We start from the raw sequence: 24,803 nt of genomic DNA, 5'->3' as shown, positions 1-24,803 counted from the left end.
GAGGGCATAACAACGGCGGCACCGGTGTTCTTCCGACGCGTCCGAGCCCTTGTTGAACCCGTGCGATATCGTCGGGAGGTCGGCCGCGCCGCCAGCCGTAGGACACCGTCGTCCGACCCCGAGGGCTGAGCCGGTCACGGCTACGACCCCCTGGACAACGGGCACGGCCCGCGGAACCCCAGTCCAACACCGAAGCCAGGTATATGAGTTCTCGACCCTCCTTTCGCGATGTCCTCACTTCCCGCGTCATCGTCGCCGACGGTGCGATGGGCACCATGCTCCAGGCGCACGACCTCGGTCTGGACGACTTTCAGGGACACGAGGGCTGCAACGAGATCCTCAACGTCACCCGGCCCGAGGTCGTGCGCGCCACCCATGCCGCCTTCTTCGACGTCGGTGTCGACTGCGTCGAGACCAACACCTTCGGCGCCAATTTCGGCAACCTCGGCGAGTACGACATCGTCGAACGCACCTACGAACTGGCCGAGTCCGGTGCCCGCCTCGCTCGTGAGGTCGCCGACGAGTACACCACGCGCGACCAGCCCCGTTACGTCCTCGGTTCGGTTGGTCCCGGGACCAAGCTGCCCACCCTCGGCCACGCGCCCTACGCCCTCCTGCGCGACTACTACGAGCAGTGCGGCCAGGGCCTCATCGACGGCGGCGCCGACGCCATTTTGATCGAGACCTGCCAGGACCTCCTCCAGGTCAAGGCGGCCGTCGTGGGTTCGCTGCGCGCGGTGCGCGCCGCGGGCCGCGATGTCCCCGTCATCGCCCAGGTGACCATCGAGACCACCGGCACCATGCTGATGGGCTCCGAGATCGGTGCGGCGCTCACCTCGCTGGAGCCGCTGGGCATCGACATGATCGGGTTGAACTGCGCCACCGGACCGGCCGAGATGAGCGAGCACCTGCGCTACCTCGCCCAGCACGCCCGTGTCCCGATCTCCTGCATGCCCAACGCCGGCCTGCCGGAGCTGGGCTCCACCGGTGCCGTCTACCCGCTCAGCCCCACCGAGCTCGCGGACGCCCACGACTCCTTCACCTCGGAGTTCGGTCTGGCCCTGGCCGGTGGCTGCTGCGGTACCACTCCCGAACACCTGCGCCAGGTGGTGGAACGGGTCCAGGGCCGCGGTATCAGGGAGCGCAAGCCGCTGAGCGAGCCCAGCGCCGCCTCGCTCTACCAGAGCGTTCCGCTCCGTCAGGACAGCAGCTACCTCGCAGTGGGCGAGCGCACCAACGCCAACGGCTCCAAGGTCTTTCGCACCGCGATGATCGAGGAGCGCTACGACGACTGTGTGGAGATCGCCCGCGACCAGATCCGTGACGGTGCTCACCTGCTCGACCTCAACATCGACTACGTGGGCCGTGACGGCGCCGGTGACATGCGCGAGCTCGCCTCCCGCCTGGCGACCGCCTCCACGCTGCCACTGATGCTGGACTCCACCGAGCCCGCTGTTCTGGAGGCCGGACTGGAGATGGTGGGCGGACGCGCCGTCGTCAACTCCGTCAACTACGAGGACGGCGACGGACCCGAGTCCCGGTTCACCACAATCATGGCCCTGGTCAAAGAGCACGGCGCGGCCGTGGTGGCGCTGACCATCGACGAGGAGGGCCAGGCGCGCACCGCCGAATGGAAGGTGCGCGTCGCGGTCCGGCTCATCGAGGAACTGACCGGTACCTGGGGGATGCGGGTCGAGGACATCATCGTCGACACCCTGACGTTCCCCATCGCCACCGGGCAGGAGGAGACCCGGCGCGACGGTATCGAGACGATCGAGGCCATCCGCGAGGTCTGCCGCCGCTACCCCGGGGTGCAGACGACGCTGGGGCTGTCCAACGTCTCCTTCGGCCTCAACCCGGCCGCGCGGATCGTGCTCAACTCGGTGTTCCTCAACGAGTGCGTCGAGGCCGGGCTGACCTCGGCGATCGTGCACGCCGCGAAGATCCTGCCGATGAACCGCATCCCCGAGGACCAGCGCCAGGTCGCCCTGGACATGGTCTACGACCGGCGCACCGCCGACTACGACCCGCTCGAGCGGTTCCTGGAGATGTTCGACGGGGTCGACGCCCAGCAGCTCAAAGCTTCGCGTGCTCAGGAACTGGCCGCGCTCCCGCTGTGGGAACGCCTCGAACGCCGCATCATCGACGGCGAACTGGTGGGGATCGAGAAGGACCTCGACGCCGGTCTCGCCGAGCGCCCGGCGCTGGCCATCGTCAACGACACCCTGCTCGCCGGGATGAAGGTCGTGGGCGAGCTGTTCGGCTCGGGGCAGATGCAACTCCCCTTCGTCCTCAAGTCCGCCGAGGTCATGAAGAAGGCCGTGGCCTACCTCGAACCGCACATGGAGAAGAGCGACGACGACGGCAAGGGCCGTATCGTGCTGGCCACGGTCAAGGGCGACGTCCACGACATCGGCAAGAACCTCGTGGACATCATCTTGAGCAACAACGGCTACGACGTCGTCAACATCGGTATCAAGCAGCCGGTCGCGGCGATCCTGGACGCCGCGGAGGAGCACCGGGCCGACGTCATCGGAATGTCGGGTCTCCTGGTCAAGTCCACGGTCATCATGCGCGAGAACCTGGAGGAGATGAACTCCCGAGGTATCTCCGAGCGCTACCCGGTGCTGCTCGGTGGCGCCGCACTGACCCGCTCCTACGTCGAGCAGGACCTCGCCGGGATATTCGACGGCCACGTCCGCTACGCGCGCGACGCCTTCGACGGACTGCGGCTGATGGACGCCTTCATGGCGGTGAAGCGCGGGGTCGCGGGAGCCGAGCTGCCTCCCCTGCGCCAGCGCCGGGTCAAGACCGGCGCCAAGCTCACCGTCACCGAGCCCGAGGCGATGCCGGAGCGCAGCGACGTCTCGGTGGTCAACCCCGTACCGGCCCCGCCGTTCTGGGGGGACCGGATCAGCAAGGGCGTACCGCTCGCCGACTACACCGCCTTCCTGGACGAGCGCGCCACCTTCATGGGGCAGTGGGGACTGAAGGGATCGCGTGGCGACGGCCCCGGCTACGAGGAGCTGGTGGAGACCGAAGGCCGACCGCGCATGCGCATGTGGCTGGACCGTATCCAGACCGAGGGGTGGTTGGAGGCCGCGGTCGTCTACGGCTACTACCCCTGCTACAGCGAGGGCGACGACCTCGTCGTGCTGGACGAGGACGGCGCGACCGAGCGGACCCGGTTCACCTTCCCCCGCCAGCGCCGCGACCGCCACCTGTGCCTGGCCGACTACTTCCGCCCCAAATCCTCGGGGGAACTGGACGTGGTGGCCTTTCAGGTGGTCACCGTGGGCTCGGCGATCAGCCGGGCCACCGCGGAGCTGTTCGAACGCAACGCCTACCGCGACTACCTCGAACTCCACGGTCTTTCGGTACAGCTCACCGAGGCGCTGGCGGAGTACTGGCACACCCGCGTGCGTGCCGAGCTCGGGTACGCCGGTGAAGATCCAGCCGAGCTCGACGCCTTCTTCAAGCTCGGCTACCGCGGCGCACGGTTCTCCTTGGGCTACGGCGCATGCCCCAACCTGGAGGACCGCGCCAAGATCGTGGGGCTTCTCCAGCCCGAGCGTGTCGGAGTCACCCTGTCGGAGGAGTTCCAACTCGTTCCCGAGCAGGCAACCGACGCCATCGTCATCCACCACCCGGAAGCGAAATATTTCAACGTATGACAGCTGAGACGATCCACGCCGTGCTGTTCGACATGGACGGCACTTTGATCGACACCGAGCACCTGTGGGGGGAATGCGAGCGCGAGGTTGTGAGCGAGCTCGGCGCGGTCTGGACCGACCAGGACCAGCGCAACACGGTCGGCGCCTCGGCGACCATGGTCACCCGGTACATGATCGACAAGACGGGCACCGACCGTTCCGCGGAGCAGATCCACACCATGCTCGCGGAGGCCATGGAGACCCGGCTCAAGGGCGGGGCGGACCTGCGCCCCGGAGCCAAGGAGCTCCTCGCCCAGATCGCCGATGCCGGTATCCCGATGGCACTGGTCACCTCCACCCATCGGCCGCTGATCGGCTACTCCCTGGACCTCATCGGCGCCGACTACTTCCAGGTCACCGTCGCCGGTGACGAGGTGTCGCACAACAAGCCGCACCCCGAGCCCTACCTCAAGGCCGCACGGATGCTGGGCGTCGACCCCCGGCGGTGTGTGGCGTTCGAGGACTCGCCCACCGGTGTCGCCTCGGCCCAGGCCGCCGGTTGCGTCACCGTGGCCGTGCCGCACCTGATGGCCATCGAAGAGGCCGACCGGCGCCACGTCGTGCAATCACTGGAGGGCATCGACGCCCAGTGGGTCCGTTCGGTGGCGCGTCCCTGACGACAATCCGAGCGTGAACCGTGGCCACCCGTCGCGACCTGCCCTCCCTAGGGGACACGCCTGATGCTCTCGGGCAGCAGGTGATGTCAGACTGGAACCATGCCGACACAGATCCCTTTTGAAGGTCCGGTGCTGGGAGCCGCTCTCACTGTGGTGGGGCTGATCGTCTCGTGGCTGGTGTGGCGCCGCAAGGGCGCCGCGCCCGGGCTGCGTGCGGTGGCCTGGTCACTGCTCCCCCTGGCCGTTGGCCTCATGGGGCTGATGACGATCCTGTGGCGCCTGGTCGCCGATGTCATCGGTTTTTTCGCGAGCCTGGTGTTCAATCCGATCGTCTGGGCCGGTGTCGCCCTGACCGGCCTGGCCGTGGTGCTGTGGGTGGCCGGCGGCTTCATGGCGGCACGCGGGATCGGTGTCCGGGCGGGGGCCAAGCGCCCGACCGCGGCAGCCGGGGGTGCTGCTGAGGGTGCGCCCCAGGTCGCGGCGCCCAAGGCCAAGCCCGCCGCAGCACCGACGTCCGGGGCGGACGACGATTTCGACGACATCGAGGCGTTGCTGCGCAAGCGCGGAATCGACTGAGCCGGCGGTGACCGCGTCGCGCCAACGCTCGAAGGGCCGTCGTGTCCGATTCGGTCGTGCGTTTTCGACGGCGGTTCCGCCCGGTTTCCTTCATGGGAAGCTGGTGGCGGGGCCGCCGTTGCTCGTGTCGGGAAAGTTCCTTTTCGGATCACATATGCTCACTCTGCGCGAGACATTGCAGGCCGCCGTCCTGGCACGGAAAGCCTCCGTTCGTGCACAATGAGTAACCAGTGCATGGTCCCGAGGGTCGGTGTGCGTCCTGCGCACAGATGACGGATTTAGCTTTGTCTCGTCACGATTCAGCTACAAGGTGCCTGGCTGGACGTTTTGCTACCTACTCGGGCGTAAATTGTCCGTCGTGCGCTGTAGGGCGCACAATGAGGGTTAGTTCTGTTTGCGTCATCCGTTAAGCGGGGCTTAGTTTGACGCCACTGGTGTGAGAGACCCACTCACAGCCAGTGACGGCCGGATCAGTCGAAGCGTGATCATCGGGCTCCTCTTCACCCCCGAATCACGTCGGTCCCGCCGAGTTATCCGGAAGATCCACCGGAGTCGAATCCGCAGCCACAAGCAGGTAGTGGGGGAGTAGTGGTGTCATGACCGCGCCTTTGGACGCACCAGAATCGGCGCAGCAGGCCGATCCAGAGGCGATTGCCCGAGGGGCCCGCAACGTTGCGAGTCGTTCGCTCACCCAGATCGCCTGGCAGCGCCTTCGTCGCGACAAGATCGCGATGATCGCCGGCCTCATCGTGCTGCTGCTCATCCTCGCCGCGGTGTTCGCGCCGCTGCTGGTCAAGTGGTTCGGCTACCCGCCCACCGAGTTCAACCAGGCTCCCATCGACCCGGCCACCGGTGGCGTCTACAAGGACCCCGACAACCCGTTCGCGGGGATCGACAAGACCGGCGGCATCAGCTGGGACCACCTGCTGGGTCTGGAGCCCAAGACCGGGCGAGACCTCTTCAGCCGCATCCTCTACGGTGCGCAGATCTCGCTGCTGGTCGCCTTCCTGTCCACGATCCTGTGCGTGTTCATCGGCACCGTCTTGGGGATCATCGCCGGATACGTGGGCGGCTGGGTCGACACCGTGATCAGCCGGGCCATGGACATCTTCCTGGCCTTCCCGCTGCTGCTGTTCGCAATCGCGCTGGTCGGTGTCATCCCCGACTCCGCGTTCGGGCTCACCGGAAACGGGCTGCGGGTCGGACTGATCGTCTTCATCATCGGCTTCTTCAACTGGCCCTACGTCGGCCGCATCGTCCGGGGCCAGACCCTGACGCTGAAGGAGCGAGAGTTCGTCGAGGCCGCCCGGAGCCTGGGCGCGAGCAACCGGCACATCCTCTTCCGAGAGCTGCTGCCCAATCTGCTCACGCCGATCCTGGTGTACGCGACGCTGCTCATCCCCACCAACATCCTCTTCGAGGCGGCGCTGTCCTTCCTCGGTGTGGGAATCAGCCCCCCCACCCCGACCTGGGGACGCATGCTCTCCGAGGCGCTGCCCTATTACACGACGTCACCCCACTTCGTGATCATCCCCGGTGTGGCGATCTTCATCACCGTGCTTGCCTTCAACCTCTTCGGCGACGGCCTGCGCGATGCCTTCGACCCTCGCTCCTCCGACTAAGCGGTGACCGGTCGCAACCGGACCGGGCACCTGCCGGAGGACATCCCCACCGTATTTCCCTAGCCCGTAAGAAAGGCTGACTACATTGAAGAAACGAGCACTGGGGTTTATCGCGCTCGGCGCGGCCTCTGCTCTGTTGCTCTCCGCCTGTGGCGGAAGTGACGGCGGCGGTACCGGAAGCGGTGACGCACCGGGTGAGTTCAACCAGGGCGCGACCGAGGTCGTCAACCCCTCCGACGCCACCGGTGGCACCCTGCGTTACGCCATCAACGACGACTTCGACTCCACGGACCCCGGTAACACCTACTACGGGTTCTCCTGGAACTTCTCGCGTTACTACGCGCGCACCCTGGTCACCTACAAGACCGAGCCGGGCGCCGCCTCCTCCGAGATCGTCCCCGACCTCGCCGAGGAGATGCCCGAGCCCAGCGACGAGGCCAAGACCTGGACCGTCAAGCTCAAGCAGGGTCTGAAGTACGAGGACGGCACGGACATCGTCGCCGAGGACATCAAGTACGCCATCGCGCGCAGCAACTACGGCGGCCAGCTGAGCAAGGGCCCCGAGTTCTTCGCGCAGCTCCTCGACGAGGACGACTACAAGGGTCCCTACGAGGACGACGACCTCGACAACTTCACCGCGATCGAGACCCCTGACGACCACACCCTGGTCTTCAAGCTCAAGGAGTCGTTCTCGGAGTTCCCCTACGTCCTGCTCCAGCCGCAGACCGCTCCGGTCCCGGCCGAGGCCGACAATGGCGAGCAGTACCAGACCAGCGTCCTCTCGTCCGGCCCGTACAAGTTCGACGGCGACTACGAGCCCGGCGTGAAGCTGAACCTGACCCGTAACGAGGAGTGGGACGCCGAGTCCGACCCCATCCGCACGGCGCTTCCCGACAACATCACCGTCGAGCTCGGTGTCGACCAGGACGAGATCGACCAGCGTCTGGTCAACGGCCAGCTCGACGTCGACCTCGCCGGTGTCGGCGTGGGCCCGGCCATGAAGGGCCAGCTCGTCGGTGACGAGTCCAAGCAGGCCTTCCTGGACAACCCGCCCAGCGGCGCCCTGCGCTACGTCAACATCAACAACACCGTCATCCCCGACGTGGCCTGCCGCCAGGCGATCATGTACGCCGCCAACCGCGACAGCCTCCAGCGCGCCTGGGGCGGCGCCATCGGTGGCGACATCGCCACCCAGCTCATGCCGCCGCAGCTGCCGGGTGCCGACAACGACTACGACCCCTACCCCTCCGAGGACAACACCGGCGACCTCGACGCCGCCAAGGAGAAGCTGAAGGAGTGCGGCGAGGAGGACGGTTTCAGCGTCAACATCGCCGCGCGCGAGGGCCGCGACAACGACATCGCGACCGCCGAGGCCCTGCAGGAGTCGCTGTCCCGCGTCGGGATCGAGACCAGCATCAAGTCCTACCCGGCCTCGGACTTCGCCACCCAGTACGCGGGTTCGCCCGACTACGTCAAGGACAACGACCTCGGTCTGATCGTCCTCGGCTGGATCCCCGACTGGCCCACCGGCTACGGCTTCATGAAGAGCATCATCGACGGTCGCTCCATCAAGGACTCCGGCAACTACAACATGGCCGAGTTCGACAACAAGGAGGTCAACGACCTCTTCGACGAGTCTGTCGAGACCGTTGACGACGACGAGCGCGCCGCGATCTACACCGAGATCGACAAGATCGTCATGGAGGAGGCCGCGGTCCTGCCGGTCGTCTTCGACAAGGGCCTGCTCTACCGCCCGGAGAACCTGACCAACGTCCACTTCTCCAACGGCTTCGCGATGTACGACTACATGACCCTCGGCACCACCAACACCGAGTAATCGAGTAGTAGTCGGCAGTACGGTTCGCCGCTACCGCGAAGCGGCACCACACCTGCGGGTGACGGGGCCCGGATCCCGAACGGATCCGGGCCCCGGTCCCGCTCGTATCTGGACCGACCGCCCCCTCTGGTCGGCCCGGGACTTCGGAACCTTGACGGGCGCGCCGCCAATCGCCCCTGGCTCGCCCCGCACGAAAGGCACCCCATGAACAAGCGCGGACTCGGTTCCGTCGCGGTCGCGACCGCTACGGTGCTCCTCCTCGGCGCCTGCGGTTCAGTCGAAGAAGGGAGCGACGTCGAGGACACGTACAACTTTGCCACCGAGCAGGTTGTCAACCCTTCTGACGCCACCGGTGGAACGCTCCGCTTCGGATACAGCGACCAGATCGAAAGCACCGACCCGGGAAACACCTATTACGGGTACAACTGGAACTTCACGCGCTTCTACGCGCGGGCGCTGATGACCTATGCCCCCGACGTCGGCACCGCCGGAACCGCTGCGGTCCCCGACCTCGCCGTCGATCTGCCCGTCCCCAGCGACGACGGTCTGAGCTGGACGGTCAAGATCCACCCCGGCCTCAAGTACGAGGACGGCACGGAGATCGTCGCCGAGGACATCAAGTACGCCGTCGCGCGCAGCAACTACGGCGAAGAACTGCTCAACGGTCCCAAGTACTTCCAGGAGCTGCTGGCCGACAGCGACTCCTACGCAGGCCCCTATGCCGGCGGCGACCCGCTGGCCGGCTTCGGCGGCATCGAGACCCCTGACGACCACACCCTGGTCTTCAAGCTCAAGCGGCCCTTCGCCGACTTCCCCTACATCCTCACCGAGCCCCAGAGCGCGCCGGTCCCCGTCGACACCGAAGAAGGCAAGGGCGAGCTCTACCAGACCCGCGTCCTCTCCTCCGGCCCCTACAAGTTCGCCGAGGACTACCAGCCCGGAAGCGGACTCCACCTGGTCCGCAACGACCAATGGGACCCTGCCACCGACCCGATCCGCAAGGCCCTGCCCGACGAGATCACCGTCGAGGAAGAGCTCGACCCCAACGAGATCGACCAGCGCCTCATGACGGGGGCGCTCGACGTCGACCTCGGCGGAAACGGCCTCTCCCCGGCAGCCAAGGGCGCCGCGATCAGCGACGGGCAGATCAAGCCCCGGCTGGACAACCCCTCGACCGGCGCCGTACGCTATGCGGCGATCAACACCCAGGTCGAGCCGCTGGACGATGTGGCCTGCCGCCAGGCCATCATGTTCGCCGCCGACCACGATTCGCTGCGCCGCGCCTGGGGTGGTGAGATCGGTGGTGAGATCCCCACCCAGTTCCTGCCGCCCACCCTGGCCGGCCACGACGCCACCATCGACTTCTACCCCTCGGAAGACGACAAGGGCGACGCCGACCTGGCGCTGGAGAAGCTCCAGGAGTGCGGTGAACCCGACGGGTTCAGCACCAACATCGCCGTGCGCAGCGACCGCCCGGCCGAGGTCGAGGCCGCGCAGGCACTCCAGCAAAGCCTTGAACGGGTCGGGATCTCCACCGAGATCAAGGAGTACCCGAGCAGCCCGTTCACCAAGAGCTACGCCGGCTCGCCGGAGTACGCCAACAGCAACGACATCGGGCTCACCTTCTACGGCTGGATCCCCGACTGGCCGACCGGCTACGGCGTGCTGTACCCGCTGCTCTACGGCGGGGACAACATCCGCGCCCAGTCCAACAGCAACCTGTCGCAGCTCGACGACCCCGACATCAACCGGTTGCTCGAACGCTCCACCGAGACCACCGACCCCGATGAGCAGGCGGCGATCTACGCTAACGTCGACAGGCTGGTCATGGAGAACGCGGCGATCGTGCCCGCGGTCTTCGAGAAATCAGTGCTCTACCGGCCCGAGAACCTGACGAACGTCTACTTCCACTCGGGTTACGCCATGTACGACTTCATGGCACTGGGCACCACGAACAAGTAACACCCAAGCACCGTCCACGAGTTTGAGATAGGCAGGTGAAGGCCGCGGGGGCGGCCGGGACCTCCACAAGGGGTCCCGGCCGACCGTCGCTGCCGGCGTACGTTGCTCACATACATCCTTCGTCGCCTCGGCGCCGGCGCACTACTGCTGGGTATCGTCACCATGGTGACGTTCGTCATCTTCTACGGAGTGCCCCGCATGGCCGGGCAGACCGTGGAGCAGCTCGCTGCCATGTACGTCGGTAGGGCGCCCACCCCGGCGGCCATCGAGGCCACCATCGAGCGCCTCAACCTCGACCAGCCCATCGCGGTCCAGTTCTGGGAATTCCTCAAGGGCATCTTCATCGGCGCCGACTACCAGTACGGCCGCGACATCGTGCACTGCTCCGCGCCGTGCTTCGGCTACTCCTTCCAGAACAACACCGAGGTCTTCGGCGAGATCGTCAAGCGCCTCCCGGTGACCTTCTCCCTCGCCATCGGCGCGGGCGTGCTCTGGCTCATCGGCGGCGTGGCCGTCGGTGTGGTCTCCGCGATCAAGAAGGGCAGCATCTTCGACCGCGTCGCCATGGGCGTCGCCCTGGCCGGCGTGTCCATGCCGATCTTCTTCACCGGTCTGCTGGCGCTCGCCTTCCTGGTCCACAGCTGGAAGATCCTGCCCAACGCCAGCTACACGCCGTTCACCGAGAACCCCGTGGCCTGGGCGTCGGGCTTGTTCCTGCCCTGGGTCGTCCTGGCCTTCCTGCACGCGGCCCAGTACGCGCGCCAGACCCGCGCCGGAATGCTGGAGACCATGGGCGAGGACTACATCCGCACCGCTCGGGCCAAGGGCCTCAAGGAGCGTACGGTCGTCCTCAAGCACGGCCTGCGTCCGACCCTCACCCCGATCCTGACCATCTTCGGTCTGGACATCGGTCTGGTCCTGGGTGGTGCGGTGCTCACCGAGCAGGTGTTCTCGCTCAACGGCATCGGCCGCTACGCGGTCAACGCCATCGCTTACAAGGACCTCCCCGTCGTGCTGGGTGTCACCCTGTTCGGCGCAATCTTCATCGTCGTCTGCAACCTGCTCGTCGACCTGCTCTACCCGCTGGTCGACCCCCGGGTGCGGGCCGCGCACTAGCCGGCCTGGCGGTACCGCGATCCGGTACCGCCTCGCCGGACCCAGTACCACGATGACGATCCTCTCCCGCCCCGGGACAACCCTCCCGCGGCGCCCGAGCCGAAGGAAGACCGGCAATGACCAACCCGGGAACCCGCACCGCGGGCAGCGGTGACCCCGTCGTCTCCGTGCGAGACCTCTCCATCACGTTCGCGTCCATGGACGGCGACGTCCACGCGGTGAAGAACCTCTCCTTCGAGGTTCCCGCCGGCGGCGCGCTGGGCATCGTGGGCGAGTCGGGCTCGGGCAAGAGCGTCACCTCGCTCGCGCTCATGGGCCTGCACCGCGGTTCCAAGGCCCGTATGAGCGGCGGTCTCACCGTTGCCGGGGTCGACGTGGTGAGCGCGCCCGACTCCAGGATCCGCGCCATGCGCGGAAACGACATCGCGATGGTCTTCCAGGACCCGATGTCGTCGCTGCACCCGCAGTACACGATCGGCAACCAGCTGATCGAGGCCTACCGCACGCACCGGCCCAAGGCCAGTGCCGCGGAGGCCAAGGCGCGTTCGATCGACGCCCTTGAGCGGGTCGGCATCCCCGAGCCCGCCAAACGGATCAACTCCTACCCGCACGAGTTCTCCGGCGGTATGCGCCAGCGCGTGCTGATCGCCATGGGGCTGGTGTGCGAGCCCAAGGTGCTGCTCGCCGACGAGCCCACCACGGCCCTGGACGTCACCGTGCAGGCGCAGATCCTCGACCTCCTCGACGACCTGCGCCAGGACCTGGGCATGTCGCTGATCCTGGTCAGCCACGACCTCGCGGTCGTCGCCGGATCGGTGGACGAGGTCCTGGTCATGAAGAAGGGCGAGGCCGTCGAGCGGGGCGACGTGCGCTCGGTGCTCTCCTCGCCCGAGCACCCCTACACCCGCTCGCTGCTGGCCGCGGTGCCCCGGGTCGAGGTCTCCCGGGCCCAGCGCCGTGCAGAGGTGCGCGCCGACCGTGCTGCCGCGCAGCAGGCCGCCCCCCAGGCCGAGGCCACCCCGAAGGGCAGCGTCAAGGACTCCGGATCCGGCGTCGCAAAGGGCGAGCTGCTGCTGAGCGTGACCGACGTCCGGCAGAAGTTCAAGGTCCGCGGCGGCATGTTCGGCCGCACCACCGACTTCTACGCCGTGGACGGCGTCTCCTTCGACCTCTACCAGGGGGAGACCCTGGGCATCGTGGGCGAGTCGGGCTCGGGCAAGAGCACCCTGTCGCGGATGGTCATGCGACTGCTCCAGCCGACCGAGGGCTCGATCGTCTTCGAGGGCAACGACATCACCCGGCTGCCCGAGCGCAAGCTGCGCCCGCTGCGCCGCGACATCCAGATGATCTTCCAGAACCCCTACTCCTCGCTCAACCCGCGTCTCACCGTGGGCGACAGCATCGGCACCGCGCTCCGGGTGCAGGGAGAGGGCGACGGCAAGCTCATCAAGCGCAAGGTTCAGGAGCTGCTGGAGCGCGTCGGCCTGGAGGCCAACCACTACAACCGCTTCCCGCACGCCTTCTCGGGCGGCCAGCGCCAGCGCATCGCCATCGCCCGCGCGCTGATCCTCAATCCCAAGCTGGTCATCTGCGACGAGCCGGTCTCGGCGCTGGACGTCTCCACCCAGGACCAGGTGTTGCGCCTGCTCTCGGAACTGCAGGACGACTTCGACCTGACGCTCATTTTCGTGGCCCACGACCTCGCGGTGGTCCGCCAGGTCAGCGACCGGGTCGCGGTCATGCGCAAGGGCAAGGTCGTGGAGATGGGGGACGGCGACGCCGTGTACGAGAACCCCCAGCACGATTACACCAAGCAGTTGCTGGCAGCCGCCCCGATCCTGGACCCCGACGAGGCCAAGCGGCAGCGCTCCGCGCGTCAACAACTGCGCAAGCAGGTCAGCGCGGTCGTCTAGGATCCACCGCCGGCCCCGGCCGTCGTCAGCGCCCGTTCGCCGGGTCTCCCGTCAAGGGGGGACCGGCGGGCGGGCGTTCTTGCTGTCCGGGTCACGGTTCGGGAGAACCCGTCGGTAACAGGCGGGGGAGCGGTGAGAGTTGTCGCCAGTAGATCCGAACGCTGGGAGCGGGAACGGGGCACTGTGGTGTGGTCGGCACGGGGATCGGGTCCTTCGTACAGCCGTGCTCTCGACGCGCGGCACCTGAGCGTGCTCGCGGCCGTGGCGGCGCCATTGCTCGTCGCAGCGGTGCTGCTCGGTTTTCTGATGCTCAGTGCGTACGGACCAGGCGGGCGCTGGTGGGCGACGATCGGATACGTGACCGCTTTTTGCATCCTCGCTGTCAGTCTCCTGCGCGGAACCCCCGCTTTCCTGCCCGGAGCCCTCGTCTTCCTGGCGATCGGGACCACGGCGACCGCCTTCGAGAACTGGGTACTGGCTGACCGGGGACGGGTGGCCGACTGCACCGTGCTGGACGTGGACACGCGGGTCGTGACGCTCACCCGTACTGACGTCGATGATTACGGCTTTACCACCGACACGGTCCACTACGACTACCGTCTCGACTGTCTGGGCGGTGCTCCCGCCACCCTGACCACGGGCAGTCCGGCCCACCGCGCGGACCGACCCCTGGCGGTGGCCTACGACCCCGGCGGCAGGGTCGATCCCAAACCGCAGGCCCACGTGGACATCGACTCGGCATGGTGGGCCGCGGGCCTGATCGCGGCCTCGATCATCGTGGGCGTGGGGTGGACGCTGTGCGAAAAGGAACCCTGGTAGGCATGGGGTGCTCCGGCAGCGGACCGTCGAACGGGGCGGGCCCGTGTCCGTACCGCTATGGACACGGGCCGTCGGTCAGTAGCCGCCGCGGGTGCGCCGTGCGGCCTGGCGCCCACGGCGTCCGGCGCCGGCCAGTCCGCCCCGTTGGAAGGCGCGTACGAGTTCGCCACCGAAGTTGACTCCGGCGCCCAGGGCCATGCCCACGGCCACGGCCTCGCAGATACTCACCATGCCCGACACCGGGTCCCCCATGCTGATCTGCAGCAGCCCCCGGTACAGGATGCTGCCCGGCAGCAGCGGTGCGATCGCCGGGACGATGTAGGTCAGCGCCGGGCGCTGGGTACGTCGTGCCAGCCAGTGCCCGAGGACGCCGATCACGATCGCGCCCACCGCGGTTCCCACGATCGGCGGTACATCCAGGACCTCGCGCAGTCCTGCGTAGCAGACCCAGATCAACACGCCCAACGCGCCGATGGGGGCGAGGGTCGGCAGCGGTACTGCCATGGACACCGCGAACGCCACGGCGATCCCGGCCGCTCCCAGCAGTACGGGGGGAGCCATCGAGGTCCCGGCCGAGGGCAGATTGTCCAGGTCCATGTTCACGCCCAGCTGCACGGCCGTGTAGGCCACCATGCCGACGCCCGCGATGATCGCGCCCAGGGTGAAGAACACCTCCAGCAGCCGTGCCGCCGACGAGACGTAGGCCCCGCTGATGCCGTCCTGCAGACTGGAGACGAGGGGCCGCCCGGGCAGCAGCGCCATGATGTTTCCGGTGATGATCGCCGCAGCCTGCAACCGCAGATCCAGCTCGGAGCTGATCCACAGCAGGCCCACGCCCATGCTCGCGGCGATGGTCGCGGCCGCGATCATCTGGTAGAACTCCGCCACGCCGCGCTCGGCCAGTCCGACCGAGACCCGGTCGCCCAGCACCGTCGCCAGGAACGCGGCGGTGGCCACGATGAGGCCGCCGCCCATCATCACGCTGGCGCTGGAGGCGATCAGCCCGAACCCAGCGACCATCAGCCAGCGCGGGTAGGGCGGTTGGGCCCGTTTGACCGCGCGCAGCCGTGCGATCGCCCCTTCCAGTTCCACCTGGCCCAGTGCCGCATCCTGGACCAGGGTGTGCAGTTCGCTGACCCGGAAGTAGTCGAGGGTGCGCCGCCGTACGACACGCTCCCCGGTGACCGGGGGCTGGTCGCCGCCGGGGTGGCAGGACAGGGTGATCGCGGTGAAGGTCACCGACACCTCGCTGCGCGGCAGTCCGAAGGCCACCGACAGGCTCAGCATCGCCTCGCTGACGGCTTCGGTGGACTCCCCACTGGCGAGCAGGAGCTCTCCCACTCGAAGGACCAGATCGATCGCCCGCGGGTCGGGAAGCTGCACCGCGTCGTCGTCGAACTCCTCCGCCCCCGATTCGGGATCGCGCGAGGCGCGCCAGTCGCGCAGGCGGCTCAGCAGGGTGTCGTCGTTCAGCGGGCTGTGCCGCTGGGCTCGCTCGGTCATCGCCGGGGTTGGATACCTCCTCCAAGACGGTCCCGTCTCGATCCGGTCATCGGATGAGTTCGGGGGATCGAGGCATGTGCCCCGCCCCGTGGGACGCGGGGCTGGGGCGTGGGGTTGGCGGCGCACGACCGACTCCGAAGAGTGACCTCCGTCACGTGGAATCTCCCCTGTTGCCCCGCCGATACGGTGGGCCCGCTCCAAACCGTGGCAGCCCTCGGGTCAGTCGTCCGCCTTACCCGGAGTGATTACCCCGTTCTCGTACGCGTAGACCACCGCCTGCACCCGGTCGCGCAGCCCCAGCTTCGTCAGTACGTTGCCGACGTGGGTCTTCACCGTCGTCTCACTGACCACCAACCGGTGCGCGATCTCGGCGTTGGACAGTCCGCGTGCCAACAGCCGAAGCACCTCGCGCTCGCGTTCGGTCAGATAGTGCATCCGTGGTGGGACGGAGACACGCGTCGAGGGCAGCCGGTCGGCGAACCGGTCGAGGAGACGGCGGGTCATCGAGGGGGCCACGGTCGCGGCGCCCGCGGCCACCACGTGGATCGCCGACAGCAGCTCGGTGGGAGGGACGTCCTTGAGGAGGAAGCCACTGGCACCGGCGCGCAGCGCCTCCACCACGTATTCGTCGAGGTCGAAGGTGGTCAGGACCAGTACCCGCACGGCCTGTCCGGCATGTGTCGCCCACGTGGTGATCTCCCGGGTGGCGTCGATACCGTCCTTCCCGGGCATCCTGATGTCCATGAGCACCACGTCGGGCAGCAACCGCCTGGTGGCGGACACCGCGGCGTGACCGTCACCGGCCTCGCCCACCACACTGACCCCGGACTGGGACTCCAGGATCATCCGGAAGCCCTGGCGTAGGAGGGGTTGGTCGTCGACGAGCAGCACACGGATGGACATGGTCCCGATTCTTCCCGATCAGCGGACCACAATCACGGTTGGCGCTTCCCGGAGACCGGATCGGCACCGCCGGTCAGGAGGAGGCCGGCAGCGGAGGGGGAGTCCCACCGAACTCCGGGCAGTGCGCCTGGTAGTCACACCATCCGCACAGCTTGGACTTGCGCGGTTGCCATTCCCCGGCCCGCGCGGCCGCGGTGATCTCGTCCCACACCGACCGGATGTGCGCCTCGGCGTCGCGTAGCTCGGCCTCGGTGGGGTCGTACCATCGTGCGCCGCCGTCGCCGCCCAGGTACAGCAGCTGCAGGCGATCGGGGACCCGGCCGGTCTCGCGCCAGATCATGACAGCGTAGAAGAAGATCTGGAATCGGGCCTTCTCCTCGAACCGGGCCGATGGTTTCTTGCCGGTCTTGTAGTCGACGATGCGCACCTGGCCGTTGGGCGCGACGTCCAGCCGGTCGATGTAGCCGCGCAGCCGTGGTCCGTCCGCGAGCTCGACCTCCAGCCGCATCTCGCGCTCCCGTGGTTCGAGCCGTTCGGGGCGTTCCATCTCGAAATAGCGTTCCACCAGCGCCCGTGCGGCGCTCAGCCATTCCTGGAGCGCCGTGTCGTCGGCGAACATCTCCATGATCTCGGGTTCGCGTTCGCGCAGCTCCTTCCACTGCGGCTCCAGCAGCGCCAGTGCCGAGCGCGGGGTGCGGCTCTCGGCGGGCAGTTCGAACAGGCGCTCCAGCACCGCGTGGACCAAAGTCCCGCGCTTGGCCGCCGGGCTGGGCTTCTCCGGCAACCGGTCGATCACCCGGAACCTGAACATCAGAGGGCACTGCATGAAGTCCCCGGCACGCGATGGCGACAGTGCCCGGAGCACGGGAGAAGGAGTGGAGCTCATGACTCCTCACCCTAGACGCGCACGACGACATCCGCAGGCCCGGCGTTCGGGGACCGCGTAGCCTGAAGGAGTGACCGAACAAGGCAGGACCCCCCGGCAGACACGGACCACGAGCAGTTCGAGAGGGCGCGGTGGGATCCGGATCGTCACCCTGCTGGGCGTACCCGTCTACGTCACGCCCTCGTGGCTGCTCATCGCGGTGATCATCACGGTCCTCTACCAGCCGATGGTGGAGCGTGCGCTGCACCTGGGGCCGGCCTCCTATCTGGTCGCCCTGGCCTTCGCCGTGTTGCTGTACGTCTCGGTGCTTATCCACGAACTCGCCCACTGCGTGGCCGCGCGTTCCTTCGGCCTCCCGGTGCGCCGTATCACCCTCTACATGCTGGGCGGGGTCTCCGAGATCGAACGGGAGGCGCAGACCCCGGGACGCGAGTTCTGGGTCGCGTTCTCCGGGCCGCTGCTCTCGGCGGTACTGGCCGGTGGCGGTTTCGTCGTCTATCTTCTCGTCGATCCGGCCACCGTCGTCGGGGTTCTGGTCTGGCAGCTCTGGGTGGCCAACCTCCTGGTGACGGTCTTCAACCTGCTGCCCGGCCTCCCCTTGGACGGGGGGAGAATCCTGCGCGCCGGGGTGTGGGCCGTCACCCGCCGGCCGCACAGCGGAACGGTCGCGGCAGCCTGGGTCGGCAGGGGGCTGGGTGCCCTCATCATCGCGCTGCCGTTCGTGTACGCGGTCTGGTTGGGCGTCGCACCCAGCCTGTTCGGGATGCTCTGGTCGGTGCTGCTGGGCGCCTTCATCTGGATGGGGGCCAGCTCGTCGTTGCGCAACGCACAACTGCGTCAGCGCATCCCCGCGATCCGCGCTCGGCTCCTCGCCCGTCGGGCCGTCCTGGTGATCGGGGACACCCCGTTGGCCGAGGCGCTGCGGCAACGAGCAGTGGCCGATGCCGGGGCCATCATCGTCACCGACTCGCTGGGCACCCCGACCTCGTTGGTCAGCGACACCGCTGTGTCGGCGGTCCCCGAGCCCCGGCGTCCGTGGCTGCCGGTCGCCAACACCGCGCGCGCCATCGTTCCGGAGATCGTGCTCTCGGCAGACTCCAGCGGAGAGGAACTGCTGCGGGCGATGCACGACTACCCGTCCGCCGAGTACCTCCTGGTCGAGGCGGACGGGAGCCCCTACGGCGTGCTGATCGCAGCCGACGTGAACCGGGCCTTCGCCGCGGCGGGGTGAGTCCGCGGAAAGGACCCGGGGCGCCTCCTCTCAGGCCGGCAACCGACCGGTGATCATCGCGGTGAGTTGTTCGTCCAGCAGGCTGACACAGCGGGCACGCGGGCCGTGGTAGTCGCGGCGAAACCGCCTGACCCGCCCGATCACCCGTTCGGAGCGGAAGTTCACTCCGGTGCGCAGCGCTTCGGAGGCCAGTCGGAACGCCTCGTCGACGTCTCCGGCATCGGCGTGCGCCGAGGCGAGCTCCACCATCAGGATCGCCCCTTGCTTGGCCCCGGGGGGCCGGGAGTTGCCGAACGCCTCGTAGAACGCCGAGCGGGCTTCGTGCGGGCGCCGCAGGCGGACCGCGGCCAGTGCCCGGTACCCCGCCACCTTCGCGTCGTCGAACGCGAACACCCACGGCCATGGTGGTTCGGCGTTGTCGGGGCGGGCCACCTCGGCTCCGGCCGTCCTCAGCTCGCGGTGCGTGGAGGAGGAGTCGCCCAGACCGGCGTACCCCATCGCGCGTACGCACGCCAGCCAGGCGCGCGCCGTGGGGTGGGAGTCGTTGCCGAGGCGGCGGGTCGCCTCGGCGGCCAGGCCCAGCCCGAGCTCGGCATCGTCGGAGTCGATTTCGAACGCGGCCAGGCTGCCCAGCATGTACACGTCGAGCAGGCCGTGGCCGGCCTGACGGGCATGCTCGACCGCCACCCGGTAATAGGACCGTGCCGACCCGGCGTCACCCATGTCGGCATGCAGCCACGCGGCGAAGCCCGCTGCTTCGCTGGCTGCGGCGGCCACGTCCACCAGGTGCGGTGTACGTCGTGCCCTCCCCAGGGTCCGCCCCGACAACTCCAGGTGGGCCAGTGCGGCCTTGGCCAGGTCGCGGGAGGGGGAGGATGCGTCCAGACGCCGCTGCCCACCGGTGATGGAGCGCAGGGTCGGCGCCGTGGTCTCATTGATGTTGCCCGCTGCGCTCGCCAACGGCAGTGGGGTGGCCGTCATGGCGACGACCTTTGCGAACTCTCGGCGCCTCGTTGGATCCGCCCCCTTCACGATGCCCACCGCGCTCACGGTGGGACGGCGTGACGATGCGAAGGACGTAGGCATGGCGCCCACGGTCGCGAACCTGAGAAGATGGACCGGGATATCGAGCCGTCCCGCGATCTCCCTCACCTGGTCGATGGTGAGGGACTGTTGGCCGTTGACGACTCGTGACACCCAGCTCTGGCTGTAGCCCACGGTTCGGGCCAACTCAGCCTGAGACCATCCGCGGGTCAACCGGATGGCTTCCACGATCGCCGCCATGTCGCAGGTGGCCAGTGCGGTGGCCATTGCGGGGCGGGACCAGAACTCCGGAGGTAAGGCACCATCACGCTGGGGCATGAGCCTAGATTAGGGACCCGACCTGGGCTTCGTGGCTATCCGTAAAAGAAATACCTCTATGCGTGATTTGCATAGGGTTATCTTTCGAGGTGAAAGGGGGTGCAGAGTCAAGGGACTAAAGTCCCGTTTTCGTGGGAAATCACCAGTGGATAGGACCTGTGAATGACCATCGAGACACCCCCAATGGGCATGCCTTCGCTGGCCGGATCCGGACAGCACATTGATTACGGCCGCAACGACGTGCTGTGGCTCTCCGCTCTGCGCTCGCTCGACGCGCGGCTGCAGGAGTGTGGGCTGGAGACGTCCCTGGACGGCCAAATAGGCGCAATTGACGCAACTCTACGCGACCCGTCCTCTATCTGGGGTGTGCCCCTGAGGACTCAGCGCACAGTGCTGCGTCCGCACCGCGGCCGGCTGTGGTGGTGGCTGCGTGCCTCGCACGAAGAGCCGGCCGTGCCGTTCATGAGCCCGCTCACCCCGGCAGTCAACTCCTCGGCTGCGGCGCGCCGCATCCTCGGAGTGCTCACCCCCCGCGCCAACTAGCAGGCGCACCGAGCACGTATGACCGGTCCGGTCCCGCCTCTGGTGGCGGAGGACGGGCTGTTGCACCGCACACCCTGGGAGGGGAAACGCCCGGCCGTCGGGAGAGGCACGGCCGGGCAGTGGTCTTTTCGGTGCGTCAGCCCAGTTGCTCCGCGGCCAGGACGGCGGCACCGACGATCCCGGCGGTGTTGCGCAGCTGAGCCGCGACGATCGGCGCCCGCAGGTGCAGGTGCGGCAGGAACTTGTCGGCCTTGCGGCTCACCCCGCCGCCGACCACGATCAGGTCCGGCCAGAGCAGGTCCTCCACCACCGAGTAGTAACGCTGCAGGCGTTCCTCGGCCCACTGCTGGTAGGACAGGTCCTCGCGCTCCTTGGCACTGGAGGCAGCCCGGGTCTCGGCGTCGTGCCCGTCGATCTCCAGGTGACCGAACTCGGTGTTGGGCACCAGGCGGCCGTCCAGCAGCAACGCGGTCCCGATTCCGGTTCCCAGCGTGGTCAGCAGTACGACTCCTTCGGTTCCCGCAGCCGCCCCGTAGCGGTGCTCGGCCACCGCTGCCGCGTCGGCGTCGTTGACGACGTAGACCCGGCGCCCGGTGGCCTTGGCCAGCAGGTGCTCCACATTGGTGCCCACCCAGGACGGGTCGACGTTGGCCGCGCTGCGCGCGACCCCGTGCTGGATCACCGCGGGGAACGTGACGCCCAGAGGGCAGTCGGCATCCACGTGATGGGGGAAGTGCGCGGCGATCTCGGCCACCACCTCGGCCACCGCCTCGGGGGTCGCGGGCTGCGGGGTGGCGATCTTGACCCGCTCCACCAGGAACTCCCCGGTGTCCAGGTTCACCGGGGCCCCCTTGATCCCGCTCCCGCCGATGTCGATTCCCAGTCCGGTCCGCACCGCGTGCTGCACCATCGAGTTCATGCCCTTCTGCTGTCGGCCACACCCGCCACTTGGCCACCGGTACTCCGAGGCCGTCCGACCAGTATCCAACCCCCGCCGGGCGAAGTGTGTGGCGCGTCACCCCTGCGCGTTTCGGGGGGTGCGCGAAGGCCGATACGCTGGGCGACCGGCCCAGAAGCACACGATCTACACCGCAGAGACGAGAAATCAGTGACCGGCATCCACGGCCGCCGCGGACCCTTCGGGGACGGCGACATCGTGCAGCTGACCGACCCCAAGGGGCGGATGCACACCATCACCCTGCGCGCCGGGACGGCGTTCCACACGCACCGTGGCCGCCTGGACCACGACGATCTGATCGGCGCCCCCGAGGGCAGCGTGGTCACCGCCAGTTCGGGGACCGCCTACGTGGCGCTGCGCCCCCTGTTGGCCGACTTCACCCTGTCGATGAAGCGCGGCGCGACCATCGTCTACCCCAAGGACGCCGCACAGATCGTCGCGCAGGCCGACATCTTTCCCGGCGCCCGCGTGCTGGAGGCCGGTGTCGGATCGGGCGGGCTGTCGTGCTGGATGCTGCGCGCTGTGGGGGATGACGGCCTGCTCTCCTCCTACGAGCGTCGCGCCGATTTCGCCGACATCGCGCGTACCAACGTCCAGCGTTTCTTCGGGGCCGAGCACCCCGCCTGGAAACTGACGGTCGGCGACCTGGTGGAGAGCCTGGACGAAGGCGACTTCGACCGGGTGGTCCTGGACATGCTGGCCCCCTGGGAGTGCCTGGACGCCGTTGCCAAGGCGATGGTCCCCGGCGGTCTCATCTGCGTCTACGTCGCAACCACCACCCAGCTTTCCAGGGTCGTCGAAGGGCTGCGCGAGCACGGCTCCTTCTACGAGCCCTACTCCTTCGAGACCATGCTGCGCACCTGGCACGTCGAGGGCCTGGCCGTGCGCCCCGACCACCGGATGATCGGCCACACCGGTTTCCTGGTCACCGCCCGTCGTCTGGCCGACGACACCACCGCGCCGGACCGCCGCCGTCGTCCCGCCAAGGGCTCCTACGGCGAGGAGTACGCCAAGAACCGCGCACAGTCCGCTCCTGAAGCCGCCGCTGCCGGTTCGGTGGAGCCCGCCGCGACGCCGGACGCCGCGGCCACGGACGCTGCGACTCCTCCTGTCAACTCCGAAAACGGACAGTAAGGCCGGGACCGGACGTTACGTTCTCATTACGAGAACACCCTGATCGGCAGGGTGAGCTCGTCTTATCCGCGATTAAAAACCGAGTGGTTCGACACTGGCCGCCGAGGACAGGTTAGGAATGGGCCCCGGGTAGGTAGGCTCCCGATTAGGTTTTTCCTCTTAACGGGAGGTGGCGGACGTGGCCGATCGCGACGACGAGCGTCAGGCAGAGCGCGACCGTGAGGAGCTCGTGGCCCAGGTCTCCTACTTGGAGCAGGAACTGGGCGTCCTGCGGCGCAAACTCGCCGATTCCCCTCGGCACGTACGGTTGCTCGAGGACCGACTCCGGGAGGCCCAGGCCAGCCTGGCTGCGACCAACGGTCAGAACGAGCGCCTGGTGGCGACGCTGAAGGAGGCGCGCGACCAGATCGTGGCGCTCAAGGAGGAGGTCGACCGGCTGGCGCAGCCGCCGTCAGGCTTCGGGGTCTTCCTTGAGGCCCGTGACGACGAGACTGTCGAGATCTTCACCAACGGCCGCAAGATGCGGGTCAACGTGAGTCCCTCGGTCGATCTCGACACCCTGCGGCCGGGGCAGGAGGTCATGCTCAACGAGGCGTTCAACATCGTCGAGGCGGCCTCCTACGAGACGATCGGTGAGGTCGTCATGCTCAAGGAGCTCCTTGAGGACGGCGAGCGTGCCCTGGTCATCTCCAACCACGACGAAGAGAAGATCGTTCGACTGGCCGAGCCGCTGCGCGACCAGCCGGTGCGCGTGGGCGACTCGCTGCTGTTGGAGTCGCGTTCGGGCTACGTCTACGAGCGCATCCCCAAGTCCGAGGTGGAGGAGCTGGTCCTCGAAGAGGTCCCCGACATCGCCTACAGCGACATCGGTGGCCTCGGTGGTCAGATCGAACTGATCCGCGACGCGGTCGAGCTTCCCTACCTGCACAAAGACCTGTTCTACGAACACAAACTGCGTCCGCCCAAGGGCGTCCTGCTCTACGGTCCGCCCGGCTGCGGCAAGACGCTCATCGCCAAGGCGGTGGCCAACTCCCTGGCGAAGCAGGTGGCGGAGCGCACCGGCCAGGACGCGGGCAAGAGCTTCTTCCTCAACATCAAGGGTCCGGAGCTGCTCAACAAGTACGTCGGCGAGACCGAGCGGCACATCCGCTTGGTCTTCCAGCGTGCGCGGGAGAAGGCCAGCGAAGGCACCCCGGTCATCGTGTTCTTCGACGAGATGGACTCGATCTTCCGCACGCGCGGCTCGGGTGTTTCCAGCGATGTCGAGAACACGATCGTGCCCCAGCTGCTCAGTGAGATCGACGGTGTCGAGGGCCTGGAGAACGTCATCGTCATCGGCGCCTCCAACCGCGAGGACATGATCGACCCGGCGATCCTGCGTCCGGGGCGACTCGACGTCAAGATCAAGATCGAGCGTCCCGACGCCGAAGCGGCCCGCGACATCTTCGCCAAGTACATCGTCGACGACCTTCCGCTGCACCCCGACGACCTCGCCGAACACAGCGGTTCTGCGGCCGAGACCGTCAACGCCATGATCCAGCGCGTCGTGGAGCGGATGTACGGCGAGACCGAGGAGAACCGCTTCCTGGAGGTCACCTACGCCAACGGCGACAAGGAGGTCCTGTACTTCAAGGACTTCAACTCCGGCGCGATGATCCAGAACATCGTGGACCGCGGCAAGAAGATGGCGATCAAGGACTTCCTGGAAGTCGGCGCGCGCGGGCTGCGGGTCGCCCACCTGCTCCAGGCGTGCGTGGACGAGTTCGCCGAGAACGAGGACCTGCCCAACACCACCAACCCCGACGACTGGGCGCGCATCTCCGGCAAGAAGGGCGAGCGCATCGTCTACATCCGGACGCTGGTCTCGGGTAAGAAGGGCGCCGACTCCGGCCGGTCCATCGACACCGTGGCCAACACCGGCCAGTACCTGTAGGAACGCGCTTCACCGAAAGAACGACGGGGACCTGCCGGCCACCGGTGGCTCCCCGTCGTCCTCGTTCTTCCCGTTCGTCACGGTTGCGCGATCGTCCCGGGGCGAGAGGAGCGGACAAGCAAGCCCCCGGTTCCCCTCGGGCCTGCCGTCCCGAGGGGAACCCCGGAACGACCAG

18 protein-coding genes are annotated in these 24,803 nt (G+C 67.7%); 13 read left to right on the top strand and 5 right to left on the bottom strand.

Annotated features, from left to right (window positions below; genetic code table 11):
• The first annotated feature begins 203 nt into the window (after positions 1 to 203).
• The 9 genes from metH to QSJ59_RS15835 all read left to right on the top strand — a co-directional run bounded on the left by metH (position 204) and on the right by QSJ59_RS15835 (position 14,175).
• Positions 204 to 3,674: a methionine synthase gene (metH, locus tag QSJ59_RS15875; RefSeq protein ID WP_285760341.1), complete on the top strand. Its 3,471-nt coding sequence runs from the start codon at positions 204 to 206 to the stop codon at positions 3,672 to 3,674.
• Positions 3,671 to 4,330, top strand: a complete 660-nt coding sequence (locus QSJ59_RS15870; protein WP_285760340.1) for an HAD family hydrolase — start codon at positions 3,671 to 3,673, stop codon at positions 4,328 to 4,330. The genes metH and QSJ59_RS15870 overlap by 4 nt, the downstream gene beginning before the upstream one ends.
• A 99-nt stretch (positions 4,331 to 4,429) precedes the next feature.
• The gene (locus QSJ59_RS15865; RefSeq protein ID WP_285760339.1) at positions 4,430 to 4,906 is read left to right on the top strand and encodes a cellulose synthase; all 477 of its coding nucleotides are present in this window, start codon (positions 4,430 to 4,432) and stop codon (positions 4,904 to 4,906) included.
• Between the two features lie 596 nt (positions 4,907 to 5,502).
• Complete coding sequence (locus tag QSJ59_RS15860) at positions 5,503 to 6,528, top strand: ABC transporter permease (RefSeq protein ID WP_285760338.1); 1,026 nt, start codon at positions 5,503 to 5,505, stop codon at positions 6,526 to 6,528.
• A gap of 85 nt (positions 6,529 to 6,613) precedes the next feature.
• Positions 6,614 to 8,365, top strand: a complete 1,752-nt coding sequence (locus QSJ59_RS15855; RefSeq protein WP_285760337.1) for an ABC transporter substrate-binding protein — start codon at positions 6,614 to 6,616, stop codon at positions 8,363 to 8,365.
• A gap of 204 nt (positions 8,366 to 8,569) precedes the next feature.
• Positions 8,570 to 10,327 carry an ABC transporter substrate-binding protein gene (locus QSJ59_RS15850; protein WP_285760336.1) on the top strand — a complete coding sequence of 586 codons (1,758 nt, stop codon included), beginning with the start codon at positions 8,570 to 8,572 and terminating at the stop codon, positions 10,325 to 10,327.
• A gap of 102 nt (positions 10,328 to 10,429) precedes the next feature.
• A complete protein-coding gene (locus QSJ59_RS15845; RefSeq protein ID WP_285760335.1) occupies positions 10,430 to 11,443 on the top strand; it encodes an ABC transporter permease in 1,014 nt (337 codons plus the stop codon).
• 116 nt (positions 11,444 to 11,559) lie between these two features.
• Positions 11,560 to 13,356, top strand: coding sequence for an ABC transporter ATP-binding protein (locus QSJ59_RS15840; RefSeq protein WP_285760334.1), 1,797 nt, complete (start codon positions 11,560 to 11,562; stop codon positions 13,354 to 13,356).
• A gap of 132 nt (positions 13,357 to 13,488) precedes the next feature.
• Entirely contained in the window at positions 13,489 to 14,175 is a 687-nt protein-coding gene (locus QSJ59_RS15835; RefSeq protein WP_285760333.1) for a hypothetical protein, read from the top strand.
• A gap of 75 nt (positions 14,176 to 14,250) precedes the next feature.
• On the opposite strand, the gene QSJ59_RS15830 is transcribed toward QSJ59_RS15835, so the two are convergent.
• The 3 genes from QSJ59_RS15830 to QSJ59_RS15820 form a co-directional block, all read right to left on the bottom strand.
• A complete protein-coding gene (locus QSJ59_RS15830) occupies positions 14,251 to 15,678 on the bottom strand; it encodes a threonine/serine exporter family protein (RefSeq protein ID WP_285760332.1) in 1,428 nt (475 codons plus the stop codon).
• Between the two features lie 219 nt (positions 15,679 to 15,897).
• Positions 15,898 to 16,581, bottom strand: a complete 684-nt coding sequence (locus tag QSJ59_RS15825; protein WP_285760331.1) for a response regulator — start codon at positions 16,579 to 16,581, stop codon at positions 15,898 to 15,900.
• 73 nt (positions 16,582 to 16,654) lie between these two features.
• Positions 16,655 to 17,467: a RecB family exonuclease gene (locus QSJ59_RS15820; protein WP_285760330.1), complete on the bottom strand. Its 813-nt coding sequence runs from the start codon at positions 17,465 to 17,467 to the stop codon at positions 16,655 to 16,657.
• 70 nt (positions 17,468 to 17,537) lie between these two features.
• Between QSJ59_RS15820 and QSJ59_RS15815 the strand changes: the two genes are divergently transcribed.
• On the top strand, positions 17,538 to 18,698 hold the full coding sequence (locus QSJ59_RS15815; protein ID WP_285760329.1) for a site-2 protease family protein: 1,161 nt from the start codon (positions 17,538 to 17,540) through the stop codon (positions 18,696 to 18,698).
• Between the two features lie 30 nt (positions 18,699 to 18,728).
• Here QSJ59_RS15815 and QSJ59_RS15810 read toward each other — a convergent pair whose 3' ends face one another.
• Positions 18,729 to 20,060 carry a helix-turn-helix domain-containing protein gene (locus QSJ59_RS15810; RefSeq protein ID WP_285760328.1) on the bottom strand — a complete coding sequence of 444 codons (1,332 nt, stop codon included), beginning with the start codon at positions 20,058 to 20,060 and terminating at the stop codon, positions 18,729 to 18,731.
• Between the two features lie 183 nt (positions 20,061 to 20,243).
• On the opposite strand from QSJ59_RS15810, the gene QSJ59_RS15805 reads away from it, so the two are divergent.
• Positions 20,244 to 20,603 carry a hypothetical protein gene (locus QSJ59_RS15805; RefSeq protein WP_285760327.1) on the top strand — a complete coding sequence of 120 codons (360 nt, stop codon included), beginning with the start codon at positions 20,244 to 20,246 and terminating at the stop codon, positions 20,601 to 20,603.
• Positions 20,604 to 20,739: 136 nt separating this feature from the next.
• Here the strand turns inward: QSJ59_RS15805 and ppgK are convergent, their stop codons facing one another.
• Positions 20,740 to 21,513 (bottom strand): polyphosphate--glucose phosphotransferase, encoded by a 774-nt coding sequence (gene ppgK, locus QSJ59_RS15800; RefSeq protein WP_285760586.1) that lies wholly within the window; start codon positions 21,511 to 21,513, stop codon positions 20,740 to 20,742.
• Between the two features lie 198 nt (positions 21,514 to 21,711).
• Between ppgK and QSJ59_RS15795 the strand changes: the two genes are divergently transcribed.
• Both QSJ59_RS15795 and arc read left to right on the top strand, forming a co-directional pair.
• The gene (locus QSJ59_RS15795; protein ID WP_285760326.1) at positions 21,712 to 22,695 is read left to right on the top strand and encodes a tRNA (adenine-N1)-methyltransferase; all 984 of its coding nucleotides are present in this window, start codon (positions 21,712 to 21,714) and stop codon (positions 22,693 to 22,695) included.
• Positions 22,696 to 22,864: 169 nt separating this feature from the next.
• Positions 22,865 to 24,628: a proteasome ATPase gene (gene arc, locus QSJ59_RS15790; protein ID WP_285760325.1), complete on the top strand. Its 1,764-nt coding sequence runs from the start codon at positions 22,865 to 22,867 to the stop codon at positions 24,626 to 24,628.
• The last annotated feature ends 175 nt before the right edge of the window (positions 24,629 to 24,803 follow it).

It is taken from the genome of Nocardiopsis ansamitocini (assembly GCF_030268225.1).
GTDB lineage: Bacteria > Actinomycetota > Actinomycetes > Streptosporangiales > Streptosporangiaceae > Nocardiopsis_D > Nocardiopsis_D ansamitocini.
The sequence above is the reverse complement of the archived record's forward strand: the minus strand, read 5'-3'. Positions and strand labels throughout refer to the sequence as shown.

Bases quoted from the DNA above. Each gene is read 5' to 3' on its own strand.
- metH (WP_285760341.1), top strand. From the start codon at position 204: ATGAGTTCTCGACCCTCCTTTCGCGATGTCCTCACTTCCCGCGTCATC.
- QSJ59_RS15870 (WP_285760340.1), top strand. From the start codon at position 3,671: ATGACAGCTGAGACGATCCACGCCGTGCTGTTCGACATGGACGGCACT.
- QSJ59_RS15865 (WP_285760339.1), top strand. From the start codon at position 4,430: ATGCCGACACAGATCCCTTTTGAAGGTCCGGTGCTGGGAGCCGCTCTC.
- QSJ59_RS15860 (WP_285760338.1), top strand. From the start codon at position 5,503: ATGACCGCGCCTTTGGACGCACCAGAATCGGCGCAGCAGGCCGATCCA.
- QSJ59_RS15850 (WP_285760336.1), top strand. From the start codon at position 8,570: ATGAACAAGCGCGGACTCGGTTCCGTCGCGGTCGCGACCGCTACGGTG.
- QSJ59_RS15840 (WP_285760334.1), top strand. From the start codon at position 11,560: ATGACCAACCCGGGAACCCGCACCGCGGGCAGCGGTGACCCCGTCGTC.
- QSJ59_RS15830 (WP_285760332.1), bottom strand. From the start codon at position 15,678: ATGACCGAGCGAGCCCAGCGGCACAGCCCGCTGAACGACGACACCCTG.
- QSJ59_RS15825 (WP_285760331.1), bottom strand. From the start codon at position 16,581: ATGTCCATCCGTGTGCTGCTCGTCGACGACCAACCCCTCCTACGCCAG.
- QSJ59_RS15820 (WP_285760330.1), bottom strand. From the start codon at position 17,467: ATGAGCTCCACTCCTTCTCCCGTGCTCCGGGCACTGTCGCCATCGCGT.
- QSJ59_RS15810 (WP_285760328.1), bottom strand. From the start codon at position 20,060: ATGCCCCAGCGTGATGGTGCCTTACCTCCGGAGTTCTGGTCCCGCCCC.
- QSJ59_RS15805 (WP_285760327.1), top strand. From the start codon at position 20,244: ATGGGCATGCCTTCGCTGGCCGGATCCGGACAGCACATTGATTACGGC.
- ppgK (WP_285760586.1), bottom strand. From the start codon at position 21,513: ATGGTGCAGCACGCGGTGCGGACCGGACTGGGAATCGACATCGGCGGG.